The 19,719-nt window shown below is 56.3% G+C and carries 16 protein-coding genes; 5 read left to right on the forward strand and 11 right to left on the reverse strand.

What is annotated here, in order from left to right:
• Window positions 1-134 precede the first annotated feature (134 nt).
• Window positions 135-515, reverse strand: a complete 381-nt coding sequence (locus ACM5SV_RS02425; RefSeq protein WP_092937872.1) for a winged helix-turn-helix transcriptional regulator — start codon at window positions 513-515, stop codon at window positions 135-137.
• 46 nt (window positions 516-561) lie between these two features.
• Here ACM5SV_RS02425 and ACM5SV_RS02430 point away from each other — a divergent pair, with 46 nt between their 5' ends.
• Complete coding sequence (locus tag ACM5SV_RS02430; protein ID WP_222017282.1) at window positions 562-1,371, forward strand: SDR family NAD(P)-dependent oxidoreductase; 810 nt, start codon at window positions 562-564, stop codon at window positions 1,369-1,371.
• A 45-nt stretch (window positions 1,372-1,416) separates the two neighbouring features.
• On the opposite strand, the gene ACM5SV_RS02435 is transcribed toward ACM5SV_RS02430, so the two are convergent.
• The 3 genes from ACM5SV_RS02435 to ACM5SV_RS02445 all read right to left on the reverse strand — a co-directional run bounded on the left by ACM5SV_RS02435 (window position 1,417) and on the right by ACM5SV_RS02445 (window position 3,806).
• On the reverse strand, window positions 1,417-2,403 hold the full coding sequence (locus ACM5SV_RS02435) for an alpha/beta hydrolase (RefSeq protein ID WP_131607255.1): 987 nt from the start codon (window positions 2,401-2,403) through the stop codon (window positions 1,417-1,419).
• Between the two features lie 190 nt (window positions 2,404-2,593).
• Window positions 2,594-3,241 carry an NrsF family protein gene (locus ACM5SV_RS02440; RefSeq protein WP_113327736.1) on the reverse strand — a complete coding sequence of 216 codons (648 nt, stop codon included), beginning with the start codon at window positions 3,239-3,241 and terminating at the stop codon, window positions 2,594-2,596.
• Complete coding sequence (locus ACM5SV_RS02445) at window positions 3,234-3,806, reverse strand: sigma-70 family RNA polymerase sigma factor (protein WP_113469422.1); 573 nt, start codon at window positions 3,804-3,806, stop codon at window positions 3,234-3,236. The genes ACM5SV_RS02440 and ACM5SV_RS02445 overlap by 8 nt, the downstream gene beginning before the upstream one ends.
• Before the next feature lie 159 nt (window positions 3,807-3,965).
• Between ACM5SV_RS02445 and ACM5SV_RS02450 the strand changes: the two genes are divergently transcribed.
• Window positions 3,966-4,751 carry an alpha/beta fold hydrolase gene (locus ACM5SV_RS02450; RefSeq protein WP_113327734.1) on the forward strand — a complete coding sequence of 262 codons (786 nt, stop codon included), beginning with the start codon at window positions 3,966-3,968 and terminating at the stop codon, window positions 4,749-4,751.
• A 370-nt stretch (window positions 4,752-5,121) separates the two neighbouring features.
• Here the strand turns inward: ACM5SV_RS02450 and ACM5SV_RS02455 are convergent, their stop codons facing one another.
• The 3 genes from ACM5SV_RS02455 to ACM5SV_RS02465 all read right to left on the reverse strand — a co-directional run bounded on the left by ACM5SV_RS02455 (window position 5,122) and on the right by ACM5SV_RS02465 (window position 9,455).
• Window positions 5,122-7,653 (reverse strand): S8 family peptidase, encoded by a 2,532-nt coding sequence (locus tag ACM5SV_RS02455; protein WP_245510189.1) that lies wholly within the window; start codon window positions 7,651-7,653, stop codon window positions 5,122-5,124.
• A complete protein-coding gene (locus ACM5SV_RS02460; protein ID WP_131607127.1) occupies window positions 7,559-8,629 on the reverse strand; it encodes an AAA family ATPase in 1,071 nt (356 codons plus the stop codon). The genes ACM5SV_RS02455 and ACM5SV_RS02460 overlap by 95 nt, the downstream gene beginning before the upstream one ends.
• 184 nt (window positions 8,630-8,813) lie before the next feature.
• On the reverse strand, window positions 8,814-9,455 hold the full coding sequence (locus ACM5SV_RS02465) for a hypothetical protein (RefSeq protein WP_419424987.1): 642 nt from the start codon (window positions 9,453-9,455) through the stop codon (window positions 8,814-8,816).
• Between the two features lie 264 nt (window positions 9,456-9,719).
• Between ACM5SV_RS02465 and ACM5SV_RS02470 the strand changes: the two genes are divergently transcribed.
• The 3 genes from ACM5SV_RS02470 (at window position 9,720) to ACM5SV_RS02480 (ending at window position 12,552) form a co-directional block, all read left to right on the forward strand.
• Window positions 9,720-10,499 (forward strand): phage Gp37/Gp68 family protein, encoded by a 780-nt coding sequence (locus ACM5SV_RS02470; RefSeq protein WP_131607123.1) that lies wholly within the window; start codon window positions 9,720-9,722, stop codon window positions 10,497-10,499.
• Between the two features lie 21 nt (window positions 10,500-10,520).
• Window positions 10,521-11,780 (forward strand): three-Cys-motif partner protein TcmP, encoded by a 1,260-nt coding sequence (locus ACM5SV_RS02475; protein WP_131607122.1) that lies wholly within the window; start codon window positions 10,521-10,523, stop codon window positions 11,778-11,780.
• A 271-nt stretch (window positions 11,781-12,051) separates the two neighbouring features.
• Window positions 12,052-12,552, forward strand: coding sequence for a hypothetical protein (locus tag ACM5SV_RS02480; protein ID WP_131607120.1), 501 nt, complete (start codon window positions 12,052-12,054; stop codon window positions 12,550-12,552).
• Window positions 12,553-13,484: 932 nt separating this feature from the next.
• Here ACM5SV_RS02480 and ACM5SV_RS02485 read toward each other — a convergent pair.
• From ACM5SV_RS02485 to ACM5SV_RS02500, 4 genes are all read right to left on the reverse strand, one after another.
• Window positions 13,485-14,345 carry an RES family NAD+ phosphorylase gene (locus ACM5SV_RS02485; protein WP_131607118.1) on the reverse strand — a complete coding sequence of 287 codons (861 nt, stop codon included), beginning with the start codon at window positions 14,343-14,345 and terminating at the stop codon, window positions 13,485-13,487.
• Between the two features lie 63 nt (window positions 14,346-14,408).
• Window positions 14,409-15,989: a hypothetical protein gene (locus tag ACM5SV_RS02490; protein ID WP_419424988.1), complete on the reverse strand. Its 1,581-nt coding sequence runs from the start codon at window positions 15,987-15,989 to the stop codon at window positions 14,409-14,411.
• 6 nt (window positions 15,990-15,995) lie between these two features.
• The gene (locus ACM5SV_RS02495) at window positions 15,996-18,953 is read right to left on the reverse strand and encodes a TrlF family AAA-like ATPase (RefSeq protein ID WP_131607115.1); all 2,958 of its coding nucleotides are present in this window, start codon (window positions 18,951-18,953) and stop codon (window positions 15,996-15,998) included.
• A gap of 50 nt (window positions 18,954-19,003) precedes the next feature.
• Window positions 19,004-19,522 carry a hypothetical protein gene (locus ACM5SV_RS02500; protein WP_245510187.1) on the reverse strand — a complete coding sequence of 173 codons (519 nt, stop codon included), beginning with the start codon at window positions 19,520-19,522 and terminating at the stop codon, window positions 19,004-19,006.
• Window positions 19,523-19,719 lie beyond the last annotated feature (197 nt).

Raw genomic sequence — 19,719 nt, forward strand, 5'->3', positions numbered from 1 at the left:
TTCGAATTCTCGAGGGCGACCGACGGACGCGGATATTTGATTGCGCTTGACCATGGCAAATATATGGAACCATTCGGTCCACAATACAAGCGATATTTTCGGGATGATGCGCCAAGCGTCGGTGCCCAACTTAGTTAGCGACGCCGATCGACGGGATAATCCCGAGAGAATTCCCTGACGGCCATCAAAATCGGCATAAGCCCGCGGCCTGCCGAACTCAGCGAGTATTCGACACGAGGAGGCTGCTCTTGAAAGTCGTGCCGGATTATGAGGCCGTCAATTTCCAGCTCCCTGAGATGTTGCGTTAGCATCTTCTGGGATATCCCAGGTATGTCTCTCATGAACTGCGATGCCCGCAATGATGGTTCGGCGAACAATCGGAAAAGGATCGGCAGTTTCCAACGTCCTGTGATCATCCGAAGCACCCTGCTGACATGAGAGACAGAACCGTCGGCTCCGAGGCACGTCGCCCTGTCCTCGACAGGCACTATAAAGTGCGTAATTGCCTGCTTCATCGACGAACCTCATATCTGCTGGAGACGGTAAGACGGATCAAATATCATGGACTTACAACTCCAAAACAAGGTTGCGCTGGTCACGGGAAGCAGCAAGGGGATTGGCGAGGGTGTGGCCAGAGGCCTCGCGAAGGAAGGGGCAACCGTTCTTGTCCACGGTCGCGACAGAATGAAAACAGAGGACGTCGCGCATGACATCGTATCCTCTGGAGGTCGGGCATTCGCGGTATTCGGCGACCTGACAGTGTCGGATCAGGTCGATCGTCTTGTTAGGGATTCCAAGGCCGCAGCAGGGTCGATCGACATCCTGGTCAATAATGCCGGCGGATCTGCCCCGGCAGAGGATTGGACTTCGACAAACCCTGAAACGTGGGCCGCTGTCTATGACATGAACGTGCTCGCATCTGTGAGGATCATCTCGCTAGTTCTGCCCGCAATGAAAGCATCGCGGTGGGGTCGGATCATAAACATCTCAAGCCTGGCGGCCCTGATGCCGCCCGCAAGTCGACCGGACTACTCCGCCGCCAAGGCGGCCATGATCGCGATGACGGCGTCGCTCGCAAAAGACGTTGCTGCATACGGCATCACCGCAAACACCGTTTCGCCTGGAACGGTGCATAGCATCAGTTTGGATACCGCATTCCGTAAGAAAGCCATTGAGAGGGGGATGGCCATTGACGCCCCCTGGGACGACATAGAGAGAGAAATCCTGCCAATGTTTGCTCAGGTGCCCGTTGGAAGGGTCGGAACCCTCGAGGAGATTGCAGATGCGATTGCGTTTCTCTCGAGCCCCCGTGCTGGCTATATCACAGGAGCAAACCTCCGACTTGACGGAGGAATGTGGCCAGGGATGTAGCAGGACAACAGAGAAGCTGCGCCAAACCTGTCTAAGTTCCCCGCCTCAGTTCCAGTTTGCCATGACGAACCGGTGGATCTCCGCTTCGAGTTCCTGGTCTTCCGGCGTCCCACCCATGAAGCCACCATGGGGCATAGCTTCGAAGACGTGCAATTCGGTTTCCACGCCAGCTTTTCGCAAGGCTCGATGCATCCTCACCGTGTTTGACAGGAACAGGTCACGCGTGCCGGTCTGCAGGAATGTCGGCGGAAAGCCCGCCAAATCGCCGAAGAGCGGCGATAGATAGGGATTGGAGAGATCGGCACCACCGGCGTAGAGCAGGTTGTTTGATCGTAGCGGGCGGGGCAGAACGAGATCAATCATCTGGTTGGTCTGGAAGCTGTCACCGGATTCGGTGAGGTCAACCTGTGGCGAGAGCAAGACTAATCTGCCAGGCATTGGCATGCCTTCATCTCTTGCCCGCAGCAGCATGGCAGTCGCGAGATTGCCGCCTGCCGATCTCCCCAGGATGATTACCTTGTCGGGGGAGTGACCTCTCAAGACATGACGGTACGTGGCTAAGCAGTCATCAAGAGCGGCCGGATAGGGATGCTCAGGCGGCATCCGGTAATCGACGCCGTAGCATCGCACGGCGTGCTGGTGAGCTTGGCGTCGCGCACTGACGCGACAGGCCTCACCGCCTCCGAACACCAATGCGCCGCCATGCAGGTCGATGAGTGCGCCACGCTCATGAAATGCTCCGTGCGGCGTCGCGACATGGATCGTTGCTTGTTCGACTACAATTGTCTTGACTGTGGACTGCAAACTCCCGGCAAGATCTTTGGCCGCGGCGGCGTAATGCGCATCTACTGCGGCTTTCATCATCATCCAGCCTGAAAAATCCTCTGGGGACGGCATTTCGAACCGCGCATTCATAGGGCTGCCGTCCTTGTCGACCAGGCGCGACAGTGCCACTTGTGCTTCGACGCTGATGGACTGTGGGGCCTGAATCATCCGTGAAGGGACGGCTGCACTGCGTGAGGAATTGCTCATTTCTTGCTCTGTAATGGAACGAAGCGACGATGACTTTTTCTCGAACCCGGGCGCCGGTCTGGCCTGTCGATTTTAGATGTTCTGCCCGAGACATGAGATCGCTTCAGATTGGCACTTGGGTCCGCAGCCAGATGACTGACTGTATCCCATTGCTTCGAAGGGAGAATAGCCTATTACCAAACTGATTTTGCTACCACCTCAACAGTTTGGGCCCGATTGACGCTCCCAGTGCCGCTACACATGCAATGGCGATCGAATACCATACCGCCACAAAGGCAGCGCCATCGTTGAGGCAGGCGATGGTATAGGCGAGACCACCAACGGAACCTGCAAGGAAACCTGCAATAGCGCCTGCCTGGCTGAGCCGCGTGGGCGTTCCGGCCCGCATCGCAGAAAGAATAGCGGCGAGCGCCGGGATGGAAGCCATGATGATAGTACCCGCACAATTTAGCACCGAGTAGGTGTGAACCCCAAGCAAGGGAAAGCCGCTCCGATCGAACAGAGCTCCGGTAAGCAGGAAGGCCAGTGCCGGAGCAAGAAAGATAACCGTGCGAGGCACCTGGCTCGGCTGGACCACTGTCCAAACAAGATGAAACCCGCCGGCAGCTACAAGAACCATGCCGATGACCTTGAACAGGAACGTCCATGTCGGGAGTATCTGCATGAGGTCGGAGCGAGGTCCGGCGATCATCACAACGACACCAGTCGCTGCCAGGATCGAAAAGACCAGCGCGACAGGTAGGACGATCGAGAGACGGAGCGAAAGTGACGCGCCTTTACCAGCTTGCGCTGCAAGCCCTCGAATAAGATCGTCCGTTGGTTGTCGATTGTCATTCATGCCCGGGGCCTCTTCTCTGTGTTGCCGCCATCAGTTTCTTCAACGAGCGATGGAAAGCGACGCGCACCGCTCCCTCGGTGGAACCGATTCGCGCAGCGGCCTCTTTGGTAGAGGCACCCTCAAGCCCGATGGCTCGGACAGCTGCCTGTTCGCCAGGGGGCAAGGCGGAGATTAGTTTTTCAACATCTGCCGGATTGCGTTCAGGATCGAACACCTCAAATGAGAACAAGCCGGCCCACTGCTCCTCGGTCAAATCAACGCGCGTGCGTGCGTCACGGCCCAAGCGCCGGCTGGCATCAATGATCTTGTAGCGCGTAATTGCGTTCAGCCACGGAAGCAGAGACCGCTTCGTATCCCATTGGTGGCGACGGGAATGCACTGCTATGAGCACTTCCTGGACGACATCCTCTGCCTCGTAAAGACTGAAACCCATATATCGCAAATGCGCCTCGACGATCCGCCGCACCGAAGCGGCGAAAGCCCTGAGAAACGCCTCGTAGGCAGCGCTATCTCCAGTGCGTTCCGCGCGCATCGCTTTCGCCCATCTGTCTTCCCGTGTGTCCATGCACCCATGCTTTCGGTTGGACGAAACCCATTGTTACGACCTATCGCGAATTTATTCGAATTTACGCGCCGATCACATAGTCGTGACGATGTAAGATTGGGGAATTCCCAACGAAAGACTCCTCCGAAGCATGTGCTTTACGATGAGAGGAAGTCCGGAATGATCATGAACAGGCGCACATTTTCCACTGCTATGCTTGCCGGCGCGGCAGCATCAATGCTTTCAACCAAAGGCATGGCCGCATCGGCGGCCGGCCACCCAGAAAAGGCCCGTAACGTTGTCTTCGTCCATGGGCTATTCGCAGATGGTTCCTGCTGGAGCGAAGTGATATCGAGGCTGCAGCCCGAGGGCTTGAACATCACATCCGTGCAGAACCCTCTGACTACTCTCTCGGAATCGGTTGCTGCTGCGGAGCGAGTACTGGCGCGGCAGGATGGGCCAACAGTATTGGTAGGGCACTCATTTGGGGGAATGATTGTAACTCAGGCCGGCATGCATCCTAATGTGTCGGCTCTCGTGTACGTCGCCGCCCGTGCACCCGACGCAAACGAGGATTTTGGCGCTTTGGCAAAAACCTTCCCTACTCCCCCCGCTTCTGCCGGGATCGTTTTCGACGGTGAGGAAGGGAGACTTAGCGAGAAGGCATTCCTCGAGGACTTCGCCGGCGACATTCCAACGGCCCGCGCGAAGGTGCTGTATGCAACGCAGTATCCGTTCCAGAAGGCGCTACTCTCAGGCAAAGTTATCGAAGCCGCTTGGCGCCACAAGCCCAGCTATTACGCGGTGTCGAGCGAGGACCGCACGATCAACCCGGACCTGCAGCGCTTTCTCGCCAAACGCATGGACGCAAAGGCAATCGAATTGAAAGCCAGCCATCTCTCGCTGATCTCGCACCCGGACGAGGTCGCGGAGCTTATCCTGGAAGCTGCAGGCCAGAAAGCCTAACCCGATCCGCGAAATTCAGACAGTCAGACACCGCTGCGTGACCTCCCCTAAACCTGCGCTAGTCGTCCAGTGACCTCTTTGCAAAGCGGACGGTTTCTAGGCAACGAGGCAAGCAGCGCAGTCGAGAGAGGACGACAGCCAAGACTGGGGGTGTCGTTCTTTCTCCGAGCTGTTAGGCAATGAATATATGTGTGCCAGGTTGTTCAGATTTATCTCTCAAGCAATCTAGCTCTTGAACCAATTCGAACCGCTGACCCCGTCATTAAGTCGGTATGTTCGACACGAAAATCCCTTCATGGCCAGATGCTTGTCCTCGAGTGTGGCCCACATGGGGGCCTACTGCAAACATCGATACCAGGTGTGAGCACATTTACGGCGTCGCTCGCTGTGGCGGCCGTGGCTGAAGGCGCGAGCGAACCTGGTCGTAGAGGCGCAATTCTCCGGGCATGGCGAGCGTCACGGCCAGCCCGAAGGGAACAGCGTCGTCGACTGGCGCTGCGGGGTCGGGATCTCGTTGGATCTTTAAGGTGATCGTTTTCCCCTCGGCGACAACGGCAGCGCGAACGCCAGCCCAATGGCGTGTGTAGACGGTACCACGGTTGGTCTGGTTCATGTCCGGCTGGTGACCATGACCATCGACTGCCAAACCCTCGAGATCTTCAGGTTCCAGAATCTTCATCCGCACGGATCGGTATGATTTTCTCCCGGGTAAAACCGGCGTGAACCAGGCCAATGTCGCCGAAATGGCGTGAGGACGGGCCTGACCACCCATTGCAGCGGGGATCGGAACAACTACATCGACAACGCGTCCGCGGCCGAGGTTGCCAACGCACCAGAAGGTCGCCCGATCTGAGGCGCAGGCTACGGCATCATCTGCGTCGAAGACACCATAGCCGAAGAACCTGCGGATATTATCCTTCTGACGTGAAGCCTGGCCTCTTCCAGACGGGCCCAGCAGGCGTTTCACAAGAGCCGCGGCCTCTTCGGGCCAGCGAGCGTGATGAACCATGAGCGCTTTAATCACCACGGCTCGGTGGGTTCCAGCCAACTGCAGGAATTCCTGGCCATAAGCAGCTTCGAGGGCGTCGTGGATGCGATGGGCAGTCCTTGATGCTAGCGCCGTAGCGGCGCTTGTGCCGTTCGTGTAAGCCTCGGCACCCTCCATCCCGGGCCGCGGTGGAGCGGCTACCTTGAGGCCCGCACCTCTCGCGGCACCCGCGGGAATAACGATAACGCCGCCGCCACTGCCGATGACACGAAGATGCTCGCGAGCCGCAGGCATAAGGATGTCCGGCTTTACGGAATTGGCGAAACCGGGTCCAAGTGCGCTGGATACATTCGCCATATCGAGGTCCGTAAACGGATTTACGTTGACCCGCGCCGATGCACGGTCAGCTTGCGGAACCCAGTCGAGGTTCCGGCCGCCGATCGTCAAGCCATTGACGGATTCAGACGGAGAAAGAAGCCGTCTGTCTGCGACGATTGCCCCGATGGCGCGAACAACGCCCTGCGCACGTAGGGTAGCACTCGCGTCTTCAAACGCCAGCCGGGTGTCGAAGGCGTGAACCGGGAAGCTCTGCGTGATATTGCCAGCACTGACAAGAAAAAGAATACCAAAGCGGTAGGCAAGGCGGTCAAGCAGGCGTGCCCAAGGTGACAGCTGTCCGTGGAAAGGCCGCCTGAGATTTCCCAGTGAGATGTTGACGATAATTACCCACGGCGCAGAAGGTTGCAGGCCGCCACGCATCTGCAACACAGCTTGATAGATCAGGTCGACGATCAAGCGGTCAGAAGGGAAGCGATCTTGATCGCCTAAAACCGGGATGCAATGGATTTGGCGGGGGAGGGGTGGTTCCGGTCGATTGCGGTCGCCGTGAACAATCAGTGACGCCATGGCGGTGCCGTGGACACGCTGGGCTACGAGCGCGTGGGGTTCAAGCCCGAAATGATCCTCGACATTCAGATGGCGCTGCAACAGCGGATGGCCTGCGACTGGAACGCCGTCAAGCAAGGCTAGGATCGACGCATTACTCACGGGCGCCTCCGAAACAGGCGCACCTGGCGCAAGAATGTCGTTCGCCTCAATGCCGGTGACCAAGCTCTGGGGTCGGATGTGCATGATCGGCTCGACGCCTGCCAGGCTGCCGGGTGCTCGCTCGATCACCAACCGGATTGCCGCGACAGGAATCTGGGCGAGAACAGCGTGGTAGGCGATATCGTCGATGCGAGCGCGATGGATAAGTCGGCCGCCCGCCTGTTCGATTGCCTGGACGACCGCACTCTCGGCGAGAGCGCCGGCACCTGCCGCCGCCCGGTAGATCAGCTCAAGTTCGAGAGTGAGGAGCTCGTCGTCGTCCCTTCCGTCCACTTCTTCCTCAAGGATTTCGGCATCCAATGGCTGAACGCGATCCGAAGGTCCCCAGACGCGAAGGTCGCGGAGGCAGGCAAACACGTCGCGCCAAGGCGCATACCCTTCAGCAAGCTCGCCTCGGGCGAGCCATGTCTGCCAGAGCGATAGGATCTGACGCAGAGCGGCGAGGTCTGGCACGAGGAGATATGCAAAAGGCGCCTTGTCCTCGTCGCCTGGAAGTTCCTCTTCATCGATCAGTTCAAGGCCGGGTACCCGATTAACGGCGCGGGCAAAATTGGCGACATCGCCCTTCACCTCAAAGACCAGAAGTCGCTCTGGAGCGAGCGCGGTCGGATCGACGCGCAAGGACAATCCAGTGGGATCGCGTTGAAGAACCTGCGCGAGGCGGGCAAATCGCGGCGTAAACTGCTGGTCTTGCCGCTGACGAGGGAATGGGTCAGGCCTTTGGATGTTTGCTGGCCGGCCGGTTTGCCTTTGAGCGGGTGCGCCCGGGCTCAGCCTCAGCATCGGTTTGGTCGGATCGCTCGCCATTCAGAATTTCCGGTCCCACGCGTGTAGCCCAGAGGTCGAGCTCCGAACGCAGAGCGTCATCGACGGATAGCTCCCCCAAGCCGAGTATCTGCCTTCTTCGCACGTTCTGGCAGAAATCCAAAGCCTCCGCGAAGCTTACCGGACCGAGTTTTCCACTGATAGTCTTTGGTGTTGCTTTAGGGATATCGGGCCATTGGGCGATAATATTATGGAGGAACCCCTCGATACGCTGGCGGTCCGGGGCTGGAAAACTCAGACGCATCTGAAACCGGCGCCAAACCGCACGGTCGAGCAGTTCCGCGTGATTGGTCGCAGCAATCACAACGACATAGCTCGGCAATTGGTCGAGTTGCATAAGCAGGAAGGAGACCACACGCTTGATCTCGCCGGTCTCGTGGGTGTCACCACGCTCCTTGCCGATCGAATCGAATTCATCGAAGAAGAGGACGCTTGGACGCGTGCGAATGTAATCGAACAACTTTCGTAACCGAGCGTTCGTCTCGCCAAGGTAGCTTCCGATCAACGCATCGTATCGGACCACGAAGAAGGGGAGGCCCAAACCCTCAGCGATCGCTTCGGCAAATGACGTCTTACCGTTGCCAGGCGGTCCAGACAAAAGGACGCGGTGGCGAGGTTCATAACCGTGGGCACGAAGAACGTCGGCACGTGTATGCTCTTCAACAAGCTGTTGGCCGCCCTGAGCAACCGGCAACGGCAGCATCAGTTGCCCGAGCGTTGTCCTCGGCTCAAGTTCGAGTATCGTATCCTTACCTGAGCCGGACTGGGAAGAACTCGTGGTCAGTGCAGGAGGTGTCACGTTGACAGCAGCAAGAGCCCGCTCAAGGCGATCGGCAACGCTGTGATGATTTTTTGCACGTTCGTCCGCAACCAATGCCTCGGTCGTCGACTTCAACGCCGCCCGATCACCGGCGGCGCCGGCTCTGACAAGGGAGATGAGAAGATCGCTTCGGGCCATATTGTGGTTGTCTCTGCGTTGCCTTTTCGTTCACATAACGAATCTTACCGTAAATAGTTTATCAAGTCTTCCTCCACCAGCCCGGCGAGGCAAGGACACACGGGATTATACATTAATTCGTGTCGCTGCGGCATGGCGAGGAGGAGTGGAAATCAGGCGGCGATGAGGAGCTTCCCTATCGGTCTCAAAAATCAATCTGCATCGGAATACCTAAGCCCATCGCCATAGCTTGCTTGGCGAACGGGGATTCCTCGACCGCGAACCCGTGTCGGCTGAAAACCGAGACAAGTTCCCCGTTTGCCGCAGTGAGCGTTATCTGATCAGCGCCGACGTCACGAGCGGCTTTCACAGCATTTTCGATCGTAGGGCCTAGTAACCGAAGGCTTTCATGCGATTGATCGTCATCGGCTTCCGCGCCACCTTTTGGTTTCCGCGGATCGAGTAGTTGTACATCACCGATATGAATGCGGTTCGGAAAGACATGGGCCACGAGAACCTGCGTTTTTGGCTGGATCGTCTCAGTTCCGGGCACGTTCGCGAGCCGGTAGCTGAGATCGAACAGAACTTTCCGGTTCAAGGCGCGGCTGACATGTTTCAGTAGATGCGGCTCCCTCCGATCTACCAGATCCCCAAGGATATTTGGCGCTACGCTGAACTTTCCGGACATCATAGCGGCGTGCCAAGTCGTCAAACCGAGTTCAAACATGGTTTGCGGTTTCAGTGTTGCGATTGATGGCAAATTCTTCAGACCGAAGGACGTGAATGTCGCTTCCAGGATCGCGGTTCGAACCCCATCCTCCGGAAAAATTGTGTGGAGCTTGCTCAATGGAAATGTACCCTCCCCTGGCCCGTTGGTTATTTGAAAAATAGCAAAATGGATAAATTGGCGAGGTCTTAGCGCGATCGACAACTAAGCGGCAATTCTGTGATTTGACGCTGCTTAATGGGATTCCTATTTTGTTCCGAATTTGCGGGGAGGATTGCAGAAAAAGCAAGCTTAGCAAATCAAGTAGAATCAAAGTGTTAACGCACAGTTTGTACTTTATCTGCCGGTGTCGTGTAGGTAAGCAAGAAAGAGGCGTCGAAGAAGATGGCTGAAACCCAGATCGAATGGACTGACGCAACGTGGAATCCGGTTGCCGGATGTACGATTGTAAGTGCCGGCTGCACGAACTGCTATGCGATGGAGATGGCGCGGCGGCTCGACGCGATGAAGATCGACAAGTATGTCGGCCTGACGCGACGAAGCGGGAAGCGTGTGGTCTGGAAAGGAATAGTACGCGAAGATCGCGAGGCGCTTCAGATTCCGTTGAAATGGAAGAAGCCAAGAAAAATCTTCGTGAACTCCATGAGTGACCTATTTCATGAGGGCGTGACGGACGACTTCATTTCCGATGTCTGGGACATCATGAAGCAAACCCCTTATCACCATTATCAAATTCTCACGAAGCGGCCGGAAAGGATGGCCGACTTTCTGAACGGTCGCGAAATGCAAATTTTGCCGAATGTCTGGCTTGGTACCAGCGTGGAAAACGCCGAAGTCGCTGGGCGGATCAGCGCTCTGCGTAGCGTTCCAGCGGCGATCCGGTTCATCTCCTTCGAGCCGTTGATCGGCAGCGTGGGCAACGTTGATCTCAATGGTATCCACTGGGCGATTGTCGGCGGCGAGAGCGGCCATGCCGCACGGCCGATCCGCGAGAACTGGATCGACGAGATTTATGAGCAATGCCAAGACGCAGATACCGCGTTCTTCTTCAAGCAATGGGGAACCTGGGGCAAAGATAACAAGCGCCGCTCGAAGAAGGCTAATGGCCGAATCTATCGCGACCGAGTATGGGATGAAATGCCGTCGGCTCCCAACTCAATTTGATTGCATCGCAGGAGATCCTCAATGGTTGCCAAGCCTTATACGTTCGCGAAGGGGGCAAAGCTCGAGGATCATACAAAGCAAAAGCATAAAATACTCAGAGAATATTTCGACCGCTACCTTTGGGTTCGTTGCCGGCTTCCCCAGCAATCGAAGTTCCGGGTAGCTATAGTCGATGGATTTGCTGGCGGCGGTCGATATGAAGACGGCAGTCCAGGTTCACCAATCATCTTCCTCGAGGCATTGCTGGCTGCAACCGAGACTTTCAACATACAGCGCGCGGCCGATAAAATGGCCGAACTGTCCATCGAATGTCTGCTGATCTTGAACGATGACGACCCGGAGGTCGTGGACTTTTTGAAGACCCAGGTCGCGCCGGTGTTGGCGGCGATCAAGGATACGCAGCCAAAGCTTCATGTTCATGTCGAATTCTTGAACAAGCCGTTTGAACGGGCTTATCCCGAGATCAAGGCGCTTCTCGAGCGGGGTAGCTATCCAAGCGTATTGTTCAATCTGGACCAGTGCGGTCATTCACAGGTACACAGTTCGACGCTGACAGACATCATGCGCTCGTTCCGTGCTCCGGAAATATTCTATACGTTCATGATCGAAGCGCTCATCGCCTTCCTACGCAAGGGAAACGCTGAGCAATATCGAAAGCAGTTAAAGCACCTCAATCTTACCCCTGAAGCGCTCGACGCACTCGGCGAGCAAATGAGCAATCACAGCTGGCTCGGATCCGCAGAAAAAGTGGTTTTCGAGTCGTTCCACGATTGCGCGGCGTTCGTCAGCCCCTTCTCCATCAACAATCCCACAGGATGGCGTTATTGGCTCATCCACTTCTCCAATAACTACCGGGCCAGACAGGAATACAACAACGTCCTGCATCGCAATAGCACCATGCAGGCGCACTTCGGCAGATCAGGCTTGAGAATGCTATCATACACGGCATCCGATCCGTCGAGCGGGCTGTATCTGTTTGAGGAGGCTGATCGGGTGCGCGCGCGCGATCAACTCCATGACGATATCCCGCGGCTGGTCAATGAATACGGGGACGCGATCCAAGTCGGCGACTTTTACCGGGGCATCTACAATATGACGCCAGCCCACATGGACGATATTCATGCCAGCGTCATGATCAACCCCGACCTTGAGATCGTGACCGATGCGGGCGGTGCCAGACGAACGTCGAACACCATCGCCACGACCGACGTACTACGCCTAAAGCCGCAACGCAGCTTCTTTCCGATGTTCCTGAATTCGCAGATCGATCCTAAGAAATGATAACCTAATGGCATCCCTCCCCTCGCATCGAAGGTGATTTACCCGGTCGAAACGGTACGATGCGGGATGGCTCAAGCGGCCTTCTTCTTTCCGCGAGCCGATTTGGCTGGCCGCGGACATACTTGAGCCCGTCTCGCCGCCATCGTTCTCGGTGCGAGCGAAAAAGTGCTCCGGTCTATGACTTAATCTTGCATATTCTCAATGAATACAATTAATTGATGCATACTTTAACCGTGTTACGCCGACAGGCCAGAGACGACCCGGATTTGATATGGCAACACTTGACCCTCGCCTTTTCGAGCTTTTCGAAACACTAAGGGCTTCGCAGTTGGACTGGATGATTTTCGAGCTTATGGAGGGTATCCAGGCCGGGAGGCACCCCAAGGAATCGCCCGACAATCTGGCCCGGGCACGCCACGAAGTTCAATCCGACAGCTCGCCCGAGTTTGTCGTCAGTCCCATGAGCGAAGCGGCTCCAATATCAGGTGACGAGCAGATCGAGTGGGCAGTGCAATACGTCGCGGATCGGCTGGACGCTACGCTGGCTGAGCTTGGCAAAGCAGCAGATAATCTCGACACGATCGTAAATGGGAATGCGGCGAAGACCACAATCATTCCGAAACAGGGACAGCAAGAAGTGACGATCGAGCTCGCCGACGGAGATGGCGCGCGCAAACTCGGACGCAATGACATCGTTGCAGCTTCGGTAGAACTGCCGGGTCTTCGCAAAGAGCTCGAAGCCTGGTCCGCTCAAGTTCGTGGGCAGGTGTAGTCATGATCCCAACCATTTCGACGGCCCTGAATACCATTTTGGGCAGGGCAACCATGCTTACGCACGCCTCCGGCGCAGGCAGAGCGTTCGAACTGTTTGTTATGACAGAAGTGGCGCTCGGTCTGCGGAGCAGTGGTTTTTCCGTTTGGTTACAACGCTCGGACGGCACCACGATCCGCTCTTCTGACCCTATCCGTCGGTTCATCCAACGAGGTGGAGCGCCAACGGGGGTCGCGCCAGCCTCGGCAGGTCCTGACAACGCAAGCGTGATCGGTTTCCGCTGGAGGACCCGCCCAGCATGGGAGATCTGGAACGGGATCCAGTTCTACGGACGTAGCCAGGCGATGCATGAAATCGACGTTGCAATCGTGCCTCAGAGCGTAGGCGTAGATCTTCGTTTGTCGGGTGGAAGTCCGGTTGGCCGGCCTCGGGTGGCAATAGAGTGCAAGGACGTAGGGACGGATGGTAGCCTCGATGAGATGCGCACACTGGTCGCACGCCTATACGATGTGACCTTACTTCACGCTCACCATCACCACCTGCCTTACCCTTTCGCCCAAGCGATCCACCCGGGAGCGGCAACAAGCTCGAAAGAAAGGGCCGTCATTACCTATCGGCAAGAAAACAAAAGGACCAAGAATATATTGGCAAGACGGACAGGTTTCGTTGCGGGCACAATACCGCTCGCGAGTTATCATCATATCGAATCCCATGCCAACATTACTGTCGGGAGCCCGGCTGTGGCTGAGTTGGTTGGATCCGTGGTCGGATGGGCGCGTCGCAACGCCCGATGATCTCTAAGGCCTGCAATCCGAAGACTTGAAGTCTCAACTCCTTCGGGAAGGCATTCGCGTAAAAATCGCATCGCATGAAGATCAGATATGCTCCATCGAGGTGACATGATCCGGTTCAGAGAGCACTGCCAATCTGCTCTATGAATTCGCGTCCTTTTTCGATCGGACACTCTTTCGCGATCGAGATGCTCTTGGCTTCTCCGCCCGGTACCAGCGGTTTCCGATCTCTTTGAAAGACACCTCCAATCCTGTGACTTGGTAGGGCGCGCAGTTGATAACGTCTGCGTCGCCCGGATTGAAGAGCACGATGTTGAGACCCTTCTCTCCAAACTGACTTTTATAACCGATCGCGTCATAGCCGGCGTTTCTGAAGACCTCCGCAAGAATCTGGGTTGGTACATAGTCCGCCATATCGTCGGACCGCGTTACAGGCTGGGAAAACGCATTGTCGATCGAGATCCAGACTGCCTTTTCTTTTTCCTCCGCAGACATTGGTGTCCCCTTGAGGATATGCCTCAAGACGAGGTTAAGGTGCGACTTCCCATGACCTCGTGACAAATCCAATGCGCGGAGCTTTCGCTTTAGTTTGAGCTGTGCGACGGAAACCTCGGCGCCCACCCAGGGGCGGATCTCCGAAATCACATTCTGTTCCGTCGTCCCGAGGTAGAGCACCGACATCCCGGCAGGGTTTGCACGGCCTTCCGTCGACCTATTCGGTCGAGGTTTCATCCGCTCAGCACCGTAACCGGATGGCTCCTCCGCTCGGTTCTTACCCGGCGAATAATAGTCGACACCTGCTTGTGCTCGAAAAAGAACCATCCCTTCGCTCAGATCGACATCGCGATCCTTAATCGTCGCCAGGACCGTTTCCACGAAGGCCTGCACTGGCCCATCCCAAACGTAGCGCCGTTGATGTCTGACCTGGAACGCGAAATTCCTATAACTATCGTAAGACGCAAACTCAGGTTTTGAAGGATCGTCCAGGTCGGTCGTCGTCATTATGTATCCCTCGTTCGAAATAAGCGCGTCAACAGGATTTTTCTGATGTAGATCGGCTGACTATCAGTCGCGTTTCGCACTACTCGTCCAATTTTCAAATCCGCCGGAGACGAAAGCCGGACCGTCACTGTTCCGGCGTCTGAGCGACTTCTCGACCCCCAGATCTACGAAATCGGAGATGTTCGAGCCCTGCGCGCGCACGACGTCGTCGACAACAAGCGGTTGCCCTCCAATCAACTTGATTTCATCGTCTGCCTTGGACATCGAAACGATCGGCACCTCAACGAGGGCGGAGTACAATATGCCGGCGATATCGACCGACATGGGTACCAAGATAACCTCTTGGCTATCGACGAAAGCATCATCTGCCCACCGGGGGAAGAACATGTTCACGCCGGGTGTTGAGCCCAGAGCCAAAAGCTCGGCATTGTGCTCAACCCACTCGTAGAATGATGACAATCTTATCTGGCCGCGAGCACGACGCTGAGATCTATCGATAGCATCACTAATGCGGCGCAGCACTGGAGCTACCGGAATCCAGTGCGAGAAGGGTCCTTTGTCGGATGAAATCTCCAGCGGCAGACGCGCTTCACCGAAATGTATAATGATCGTTTTGACGTCCCGAGCGAGGATGGCACCGAGCTCCACTATCGAGACAGCCTCGCCCAATTCAACGTCGCGCTCTCCTGAATAGTCGAAGTTAAATCCTGCCCAGCCTTTCTCAAAATCGAGGTTCACCTCGAAAAAGCTATTAGCGAACCGGATCTTGCTCCCTTCTCCAAACGGTGGAGCAATGAAGACGTCCACGCTGAGTGCAATCCACTCCCCCGAAGAAGCCTCGAACTCGATCGAAGCCGAGGACAGCGGTGGCGCATCCATCGCGAGGATTGCGTCACGGATGTAGAGCTGATCGTTTTTCAATGGTATCCCGAACCTGCGCCGCTCGATGGTCAGGTCATTCACTTCAATTTCGCGCGGTCCGCCGAGAAAAAGCTCCCCGAGCTTGTGGCGGGCATTCTCACCGGGGACGAAGAACCGCCCAACGGTCGGTTCCTCGTCGAATCCGCAACTCTTTCGGTAGTCAATCTTGCGGCTGACATAGCTGGTCGGGTCACTCCCGAGTATGTCGTGGAGGCTTGCCGAAAGCCCTTCTCCGTCCGGCCCGATTTCCACACCGCGCGTCAGGGGAACTGGAACCTTGACGGTATGGATCGCTCGGTTTCCGGCCGCTTCTTGCTCGCGAACTGCGCGCAATTTGTCGGCAATCACGCCATTGTCGATGGGTATGATTACCCGCTTGGTCGATCGTCGCGAACCCTTTGTGTAGTAGAGCACAACGATCGCGGCCGGCAAATCAGCGTCGACGAGATGCTTCAGGGCAGATAGCTTTATGCGTGGAGCCCTCGATTGTTGTTCGGTGGACTTGACCTGGATCAGGAACTTCGGGAGCGAATTTTGCTGGTCGAGAGGACGATCGGCGGAATGATCGGGGATTGCTTCGAGGAGAAAATCCCAACCCAGCCGGTCTGGGTCCGGCTTCTGCGCTATCAGATGTTCGGGCTCGCACCATCCTACCAGTTCGTTTTGTCCGCGCGTCCCGGGATCGGATTTCATAGTTTTGCCTTGCACTTCGGTTAAATTCATCGCCAGCTATCGTTCAAGGCGAACACGCAGCCGGCGAGCCCGCTCCATGAATGCCGCCTCACCACCTTCGAGGATATCGCAAACATCCTTGCGCATATCAGCGTCTTCGAGGCCTCCGGACCGATAGGTTATTGGCGGCAGCTCACTTGGCGCATGATGACCGGACCGCGCGACAATGATCTGATCCGCATCGGTATTGATCACCAGATTTGCATTATGGGTCACCATTATGACCTGGCGCTTTTCCTTGGCAGCGACGAAAAGCCCGACGAGCTCATCGAATATGGATTTTGGATCCAGGTTCTCCTCGGGCTGGTCGATGATCAGCGGACGGTGATCCTTCTCATCGAGCGCCAGATAGAGAAGCAGGAGAACGATCCCGCGGGTGCCGGGCGACAGCTTCGTAATGTCGGTTCCTTCGTAGTCGATCCCGTATTCAATCTGGATATGATCCGTGCTGAACAGCCATTTGGCAAAACGCATCAGCCAGCCGCGATAGGCGGGAGAATCATCATCCGCAACGTTTGCCACGGACATCAGCTCATCCTGCCATTCGTCGGTGAAGTGCTGAATAGCTTTGTCGATGGCAGCAACGTCGCCATTCTCCCATGCATGCTTGATATGGGTATTCGCCCACTTTTCAATTGACCCCTTCCCCTTGAAGTCTCCGCCGCGGCGGAGATCGAAAAGCTTCTCACCCGACGCAGCCCAGTCCTTCACGTCGGCCTTGCGTGTCGCCGAGAACGACAGCTTGCGCAACGTGCCCTCGGCTGCCTGCAGGCGATCGACCAGGGGTTTGTAGAGATCACGAAGGACAGTCTCTTCAGAAATGATTGAACTGAAGACCCGCAGATAGGCGTCTTTCCGGTTGCCGCTTAGCGTCCGCATTCGTTCGGCGGCGCCTTCAGCATCGGTCAAGCTTGTCTTCAGGTTTTCGATCTGTGAATTCTCTTCGGCGATCCGCCTCACCAGATCGCCAAACTTCTTGGCAGTCTCGGTGTCGATGTTGATCAATAACTGAAGGCGACCAGATTCGGCTTCGAGTACCGCAAGCGAGCAAGATTTTGGATCGACGTCTGTGCCTACATAAGACTGATTGGGATCTGGATTGGGGGCCGGCTTCGTGCCCCGCCAGGTGGCAGCGCTTTTCTGAGCCGCCGATAGTTTGCTTTGCAATGCAGCATCGACGTCGCCATGATATTCGAGGAGAAAAGCCTGCCAGTCGTTGTCGTCCAACCTTGCCGCGACATAACTTCCCTTCGTCACTCTTAGTGCCTCGGGAGCCTTGTTCTGGCGAAACGCGGACACCTCGTCCTGCAGCGACTGGATTGAAGTCTCTTGGTTTACGAAATACCGGACTTTCGATCGGACGGTTTCGACGGCATTGGCGATTTCAGTCAGTCTTTCCGCACGGGCCTCGCTGCCCTTGACGATGAGCTTGTCGCGATCGCCCTCGAGCCCCTTTACGGTCAATTCCTTCTGCTTGATCTGCTGTTTCAGACTAGCTATTCGCCGGCGCTTCTCACGTTCCAGACCGATCTGATCGGATAGAGATACTATCGCCTCAGCTTCCCGTTGTCGCGCGAGCCGGAAGCGCTCAGCGCGAAGTTCGAGCAACTGATCGAAACGGAAAGTACCATCCTTTTCCGGATGCGCATCGAAGATCACACGCTCGATCTCGGCAAGCAGCGCGTCGGTCACACCGTCTGCCGAGCAAAGCTCTTCGACGAATTTCTGAGACAGATACAAGGCACGCGCTGATCGCCCATCCAGTTCGGGATCGTATTCGTAGTCGAGAAGTGCCCGCTCTGAAGGGTCGCCGCTACCCCATTCGATTTCCACGGACGCGTCGGTCAGCAGGTCGCCGGCGCGAACGAGAAACGAGGCTGCGCTTAAATGTTGAGAGGCAGCATCACAGCCCGCAGCGATAGCGTCGGCCAGGGCCGTCTTTCCGGAACCCCGTGCGCCAATAATTGCAACCAAGCCAGGATTAAGGTGTATTTCAGGGGTCTTGGCCCACTCGGTATTCTTTATCGTGACCCTCGATATGACCTGAGATGGCGTGGCGCGCGTTGGCGGCGCCACTCCGACATAGGCCCGGCCGCTCGGATCAATCGCGGCCTGTTTCAAGGTGTCGAAATGCGCCCCACCCTTCACCCAGGAATAGCGGCTGCCGTCGGGGGCGCCGATTTTACTGTTGTCGTGGGCATCACTACCATGCAGGCAGGGCTTCAATCCGCCGTAACGGGTCCGGATATCGGACTCGGACGTCTTTCGCCCCAGCCAATATTCGCGCTGGCTGCTGCTGCTTGAAAAAATGATGTCTGCGAATTTCTCAACTTCCTGTCGCTGAGCGCCCTCAGCCTCCCCTCGCATGCCGGAGGTGCCATCGTGTTCACTTCCAGCAACCGCGATCAGGATGTTCTTCCCAGCCCATTCAACCGCGCGATATGACTCAACCAGCTGTTCGAAACTAACTTTGAACTGCGTCGCCCCGCGAGCCAGTGCCGCGCGTCCAGAAAGACTGCCATCAACTTTCGTTCCAAGCCGGGTAAGTCCTTCGGGCGTACAGTTGAAGCGGTCGCCAAATGCGTCGAAGGTCAGCTGTGAAAGGAAGCGCCGCGTCGCCTCTACGTGATCCGCCTCCTCTGGGTTGACGAGAAGATGGCAGTTTACCCAGTTTCCTTTGACGGTCCCGAAAGCGAGACGCAGCTCGACATTGGGGAAAATCAGGTCCACATCTTTCAATCGGCCGTCTCGGTGCTTGGCCTCGCGAATTTCTTGATAGGTGTCCAGAAGATAGTAGTCTGTCACCCCAAGAGCCCGGATTGTTGGGGACGCCGTTTCGATTTTGCGAAGGTATTGTTCCCGGCTGTCCGCCCCTTTGAATTGGTCATTCAAAACCGTACCCGGAGCATGAATGTGTGGCTCCCACCTGAGCCATCTCGATCCCGAATTTGTCATCTATCCCCGCGACAGTCTTTCCATAAGCGGACCAACAAATAAGCAAAAATTTAGAGATGGGCCTTCGCCCATATCAATGCGTTCAATGCAGCAGCCTTGGCGTCTTCCTGGGTGGAATAGTTTTTTTTGCCCATTTGGCTGCCGTCTCGATCCCGCCGCGCTACGGACACCCCAAAGCCGGTACCTCGTTGAAAGACGGTCAGATTAAAACCTTCGGTGTTGAGGTATAGATTTCCATGCCGGGACAATCGCCACTCACGCTTGCCCCAGGTAGTCCGACGTCTGGACAGTCGGCGAAGTCCGGCCTCGCGTTCACGCGGTCGGACGTAATCGTTTTCCATGTGTTCCGCACAAATGCAGCCCACGGCCAATGTTTCCGGATAATCCGGGTGCTCCATATAGTGGACGTATCGGATATCGACGCTCTCACACATCTCGCATTCCTGCGAGGGTTCTTCGAGATCGTCCACGGAAACGCAGTGCCACCCTTTGTGGGGAACCCCAGAGGCCGACCACTTCCCACGACTTGTATGGCCATCCGCCATAGTCAAACCCACCTCCTTCTGCATCTAACCTCATAGATATACACGGAATAAGCGAATTGCTATGGCTGTTATTGAGGCTTCAAAGGCTTTGTTGCGCACCACGCGATAGATCAGCACTGCGCTCGCAAGTAACTGATGCTGCATGTAGATATCATTCCGCTCAAGTTTGTCTTGGAAGCATCCCCTGCAAACGCTAACACTCTAACATGAGGCGATGATTC

This window comes from Rhizobium sp. CRRU65 (genome assembly GCF_048551595.1).
Classification (GTDB): Bacteria; Pseudomonadota; Alphaproteobacteria; order Rhizobiales; family Rhizobiaceae; genus Rhizobium; species Rhizobium leguminosarum_J.

Coding starts and splice junctions, on each gene's coding strand:
- ACM5SV_RS02425 (WP_092937872.1), bottom strand. CDS start 515: ATGAAGCAGGCAATTACGCACTTTATAGTGCCTGTCGAGGACAGGGCG.
- ACM5SV_RS02490 (WP_419424988.1), bottom strand. CDS start 15,989: ATGAATTTAACCGAAGTGCAAGGCAAAACTATGAAATCCGATCCCGGG.
- ACM5SV_RS02475 (WP_131607122.1), top strand. CDS start 10,521: ATGGTTGCCAAGCCTTATACGTTCGCGAAGGGGGCAAAGCTCGAGGAT.
- ACM5SV_RS02495 (WP_131607115.1), bottom strand. CDS start 18,953: ATGACAAATTCGGGATCGAGATGGCTCAGGTGGGAGCCACACATTCAT.
- ACM5SV_RS02450 (WP_113327734.1), top strand. CDS start 3,966: ATGATCATGAACAGGCGCACATTTTCCACTGCTATGCTTGCCGGCGCG.
- ACM5SV_RS02440 (WP_113327736.1), bottom strand. CDS start 3,241: ATGAATGACAATCGACAACCAACGGACGATCTTATTCGAGGGCTTGCA.
- ACM5SV_RS02500 (WP_245510187.1), bottom strand. CDS start 19,522: ATGCAGAAGGAGGTGGGTTTGACTATGGCGGATGGCCATACAAGTCGT.
- ACM5SV_RS02445 (WP_113469422.1), bottom strand. CDS start 3,806: ATGGACACACGGGAAGACAGATGGGCGAAAGCGATGCGCGCGGAACGC.
- ACM5SV_RS02470 (WP_131607123.1), top strand. CDS start 9,720: ATGGCTGAAACCCAGATCGAATGGACTGACGCAACGTGGAATCCGGTT.
- ACM5SV_RS02460 (WP_131607127.1), bottom strand. CDS start 8,629: ATGGCCCGAAGCGATCTTCTCATCTCCCTTGTCAGAGCCGGCGCCGCC.
- ACM5SV_RS02435 (WP_131607255.1), bottom strand. CDS start 2,403: ATGAGCAATTCCTCACGCAGTGCAGCCGTCCCTTCACGGATGATTCAG.
- ACM5SV_RS02485 (WP_131607118.1), bottom strand. CDS start 14,345: ATGACGACGACCGACCTGGACGATCCTTCAAAACCTGAGTTTGCGTCT.
- ACM5SV_RS02480 (WP_131607120.1), top strand. CDS start 12,052: ATGGCAACACTTGACCCTCGCCTTTTCGAGCTTTTCGAAACACTAAGG.
- ACM5SV_RS02455 (WP_245510189.1), bottom strand. CDS start 7,653: ATGGCGAGCGATCCGACCAAACCGATGCTGAGGCTGAGCCCGGGCGCA.
- ACM5SV_RS02430 (WP_222017282.1), top strand. CDS start 562: ATGGACTTACAACTCCAAAACAAGGTTGCGCTGGTCACGGGAAGCAGC.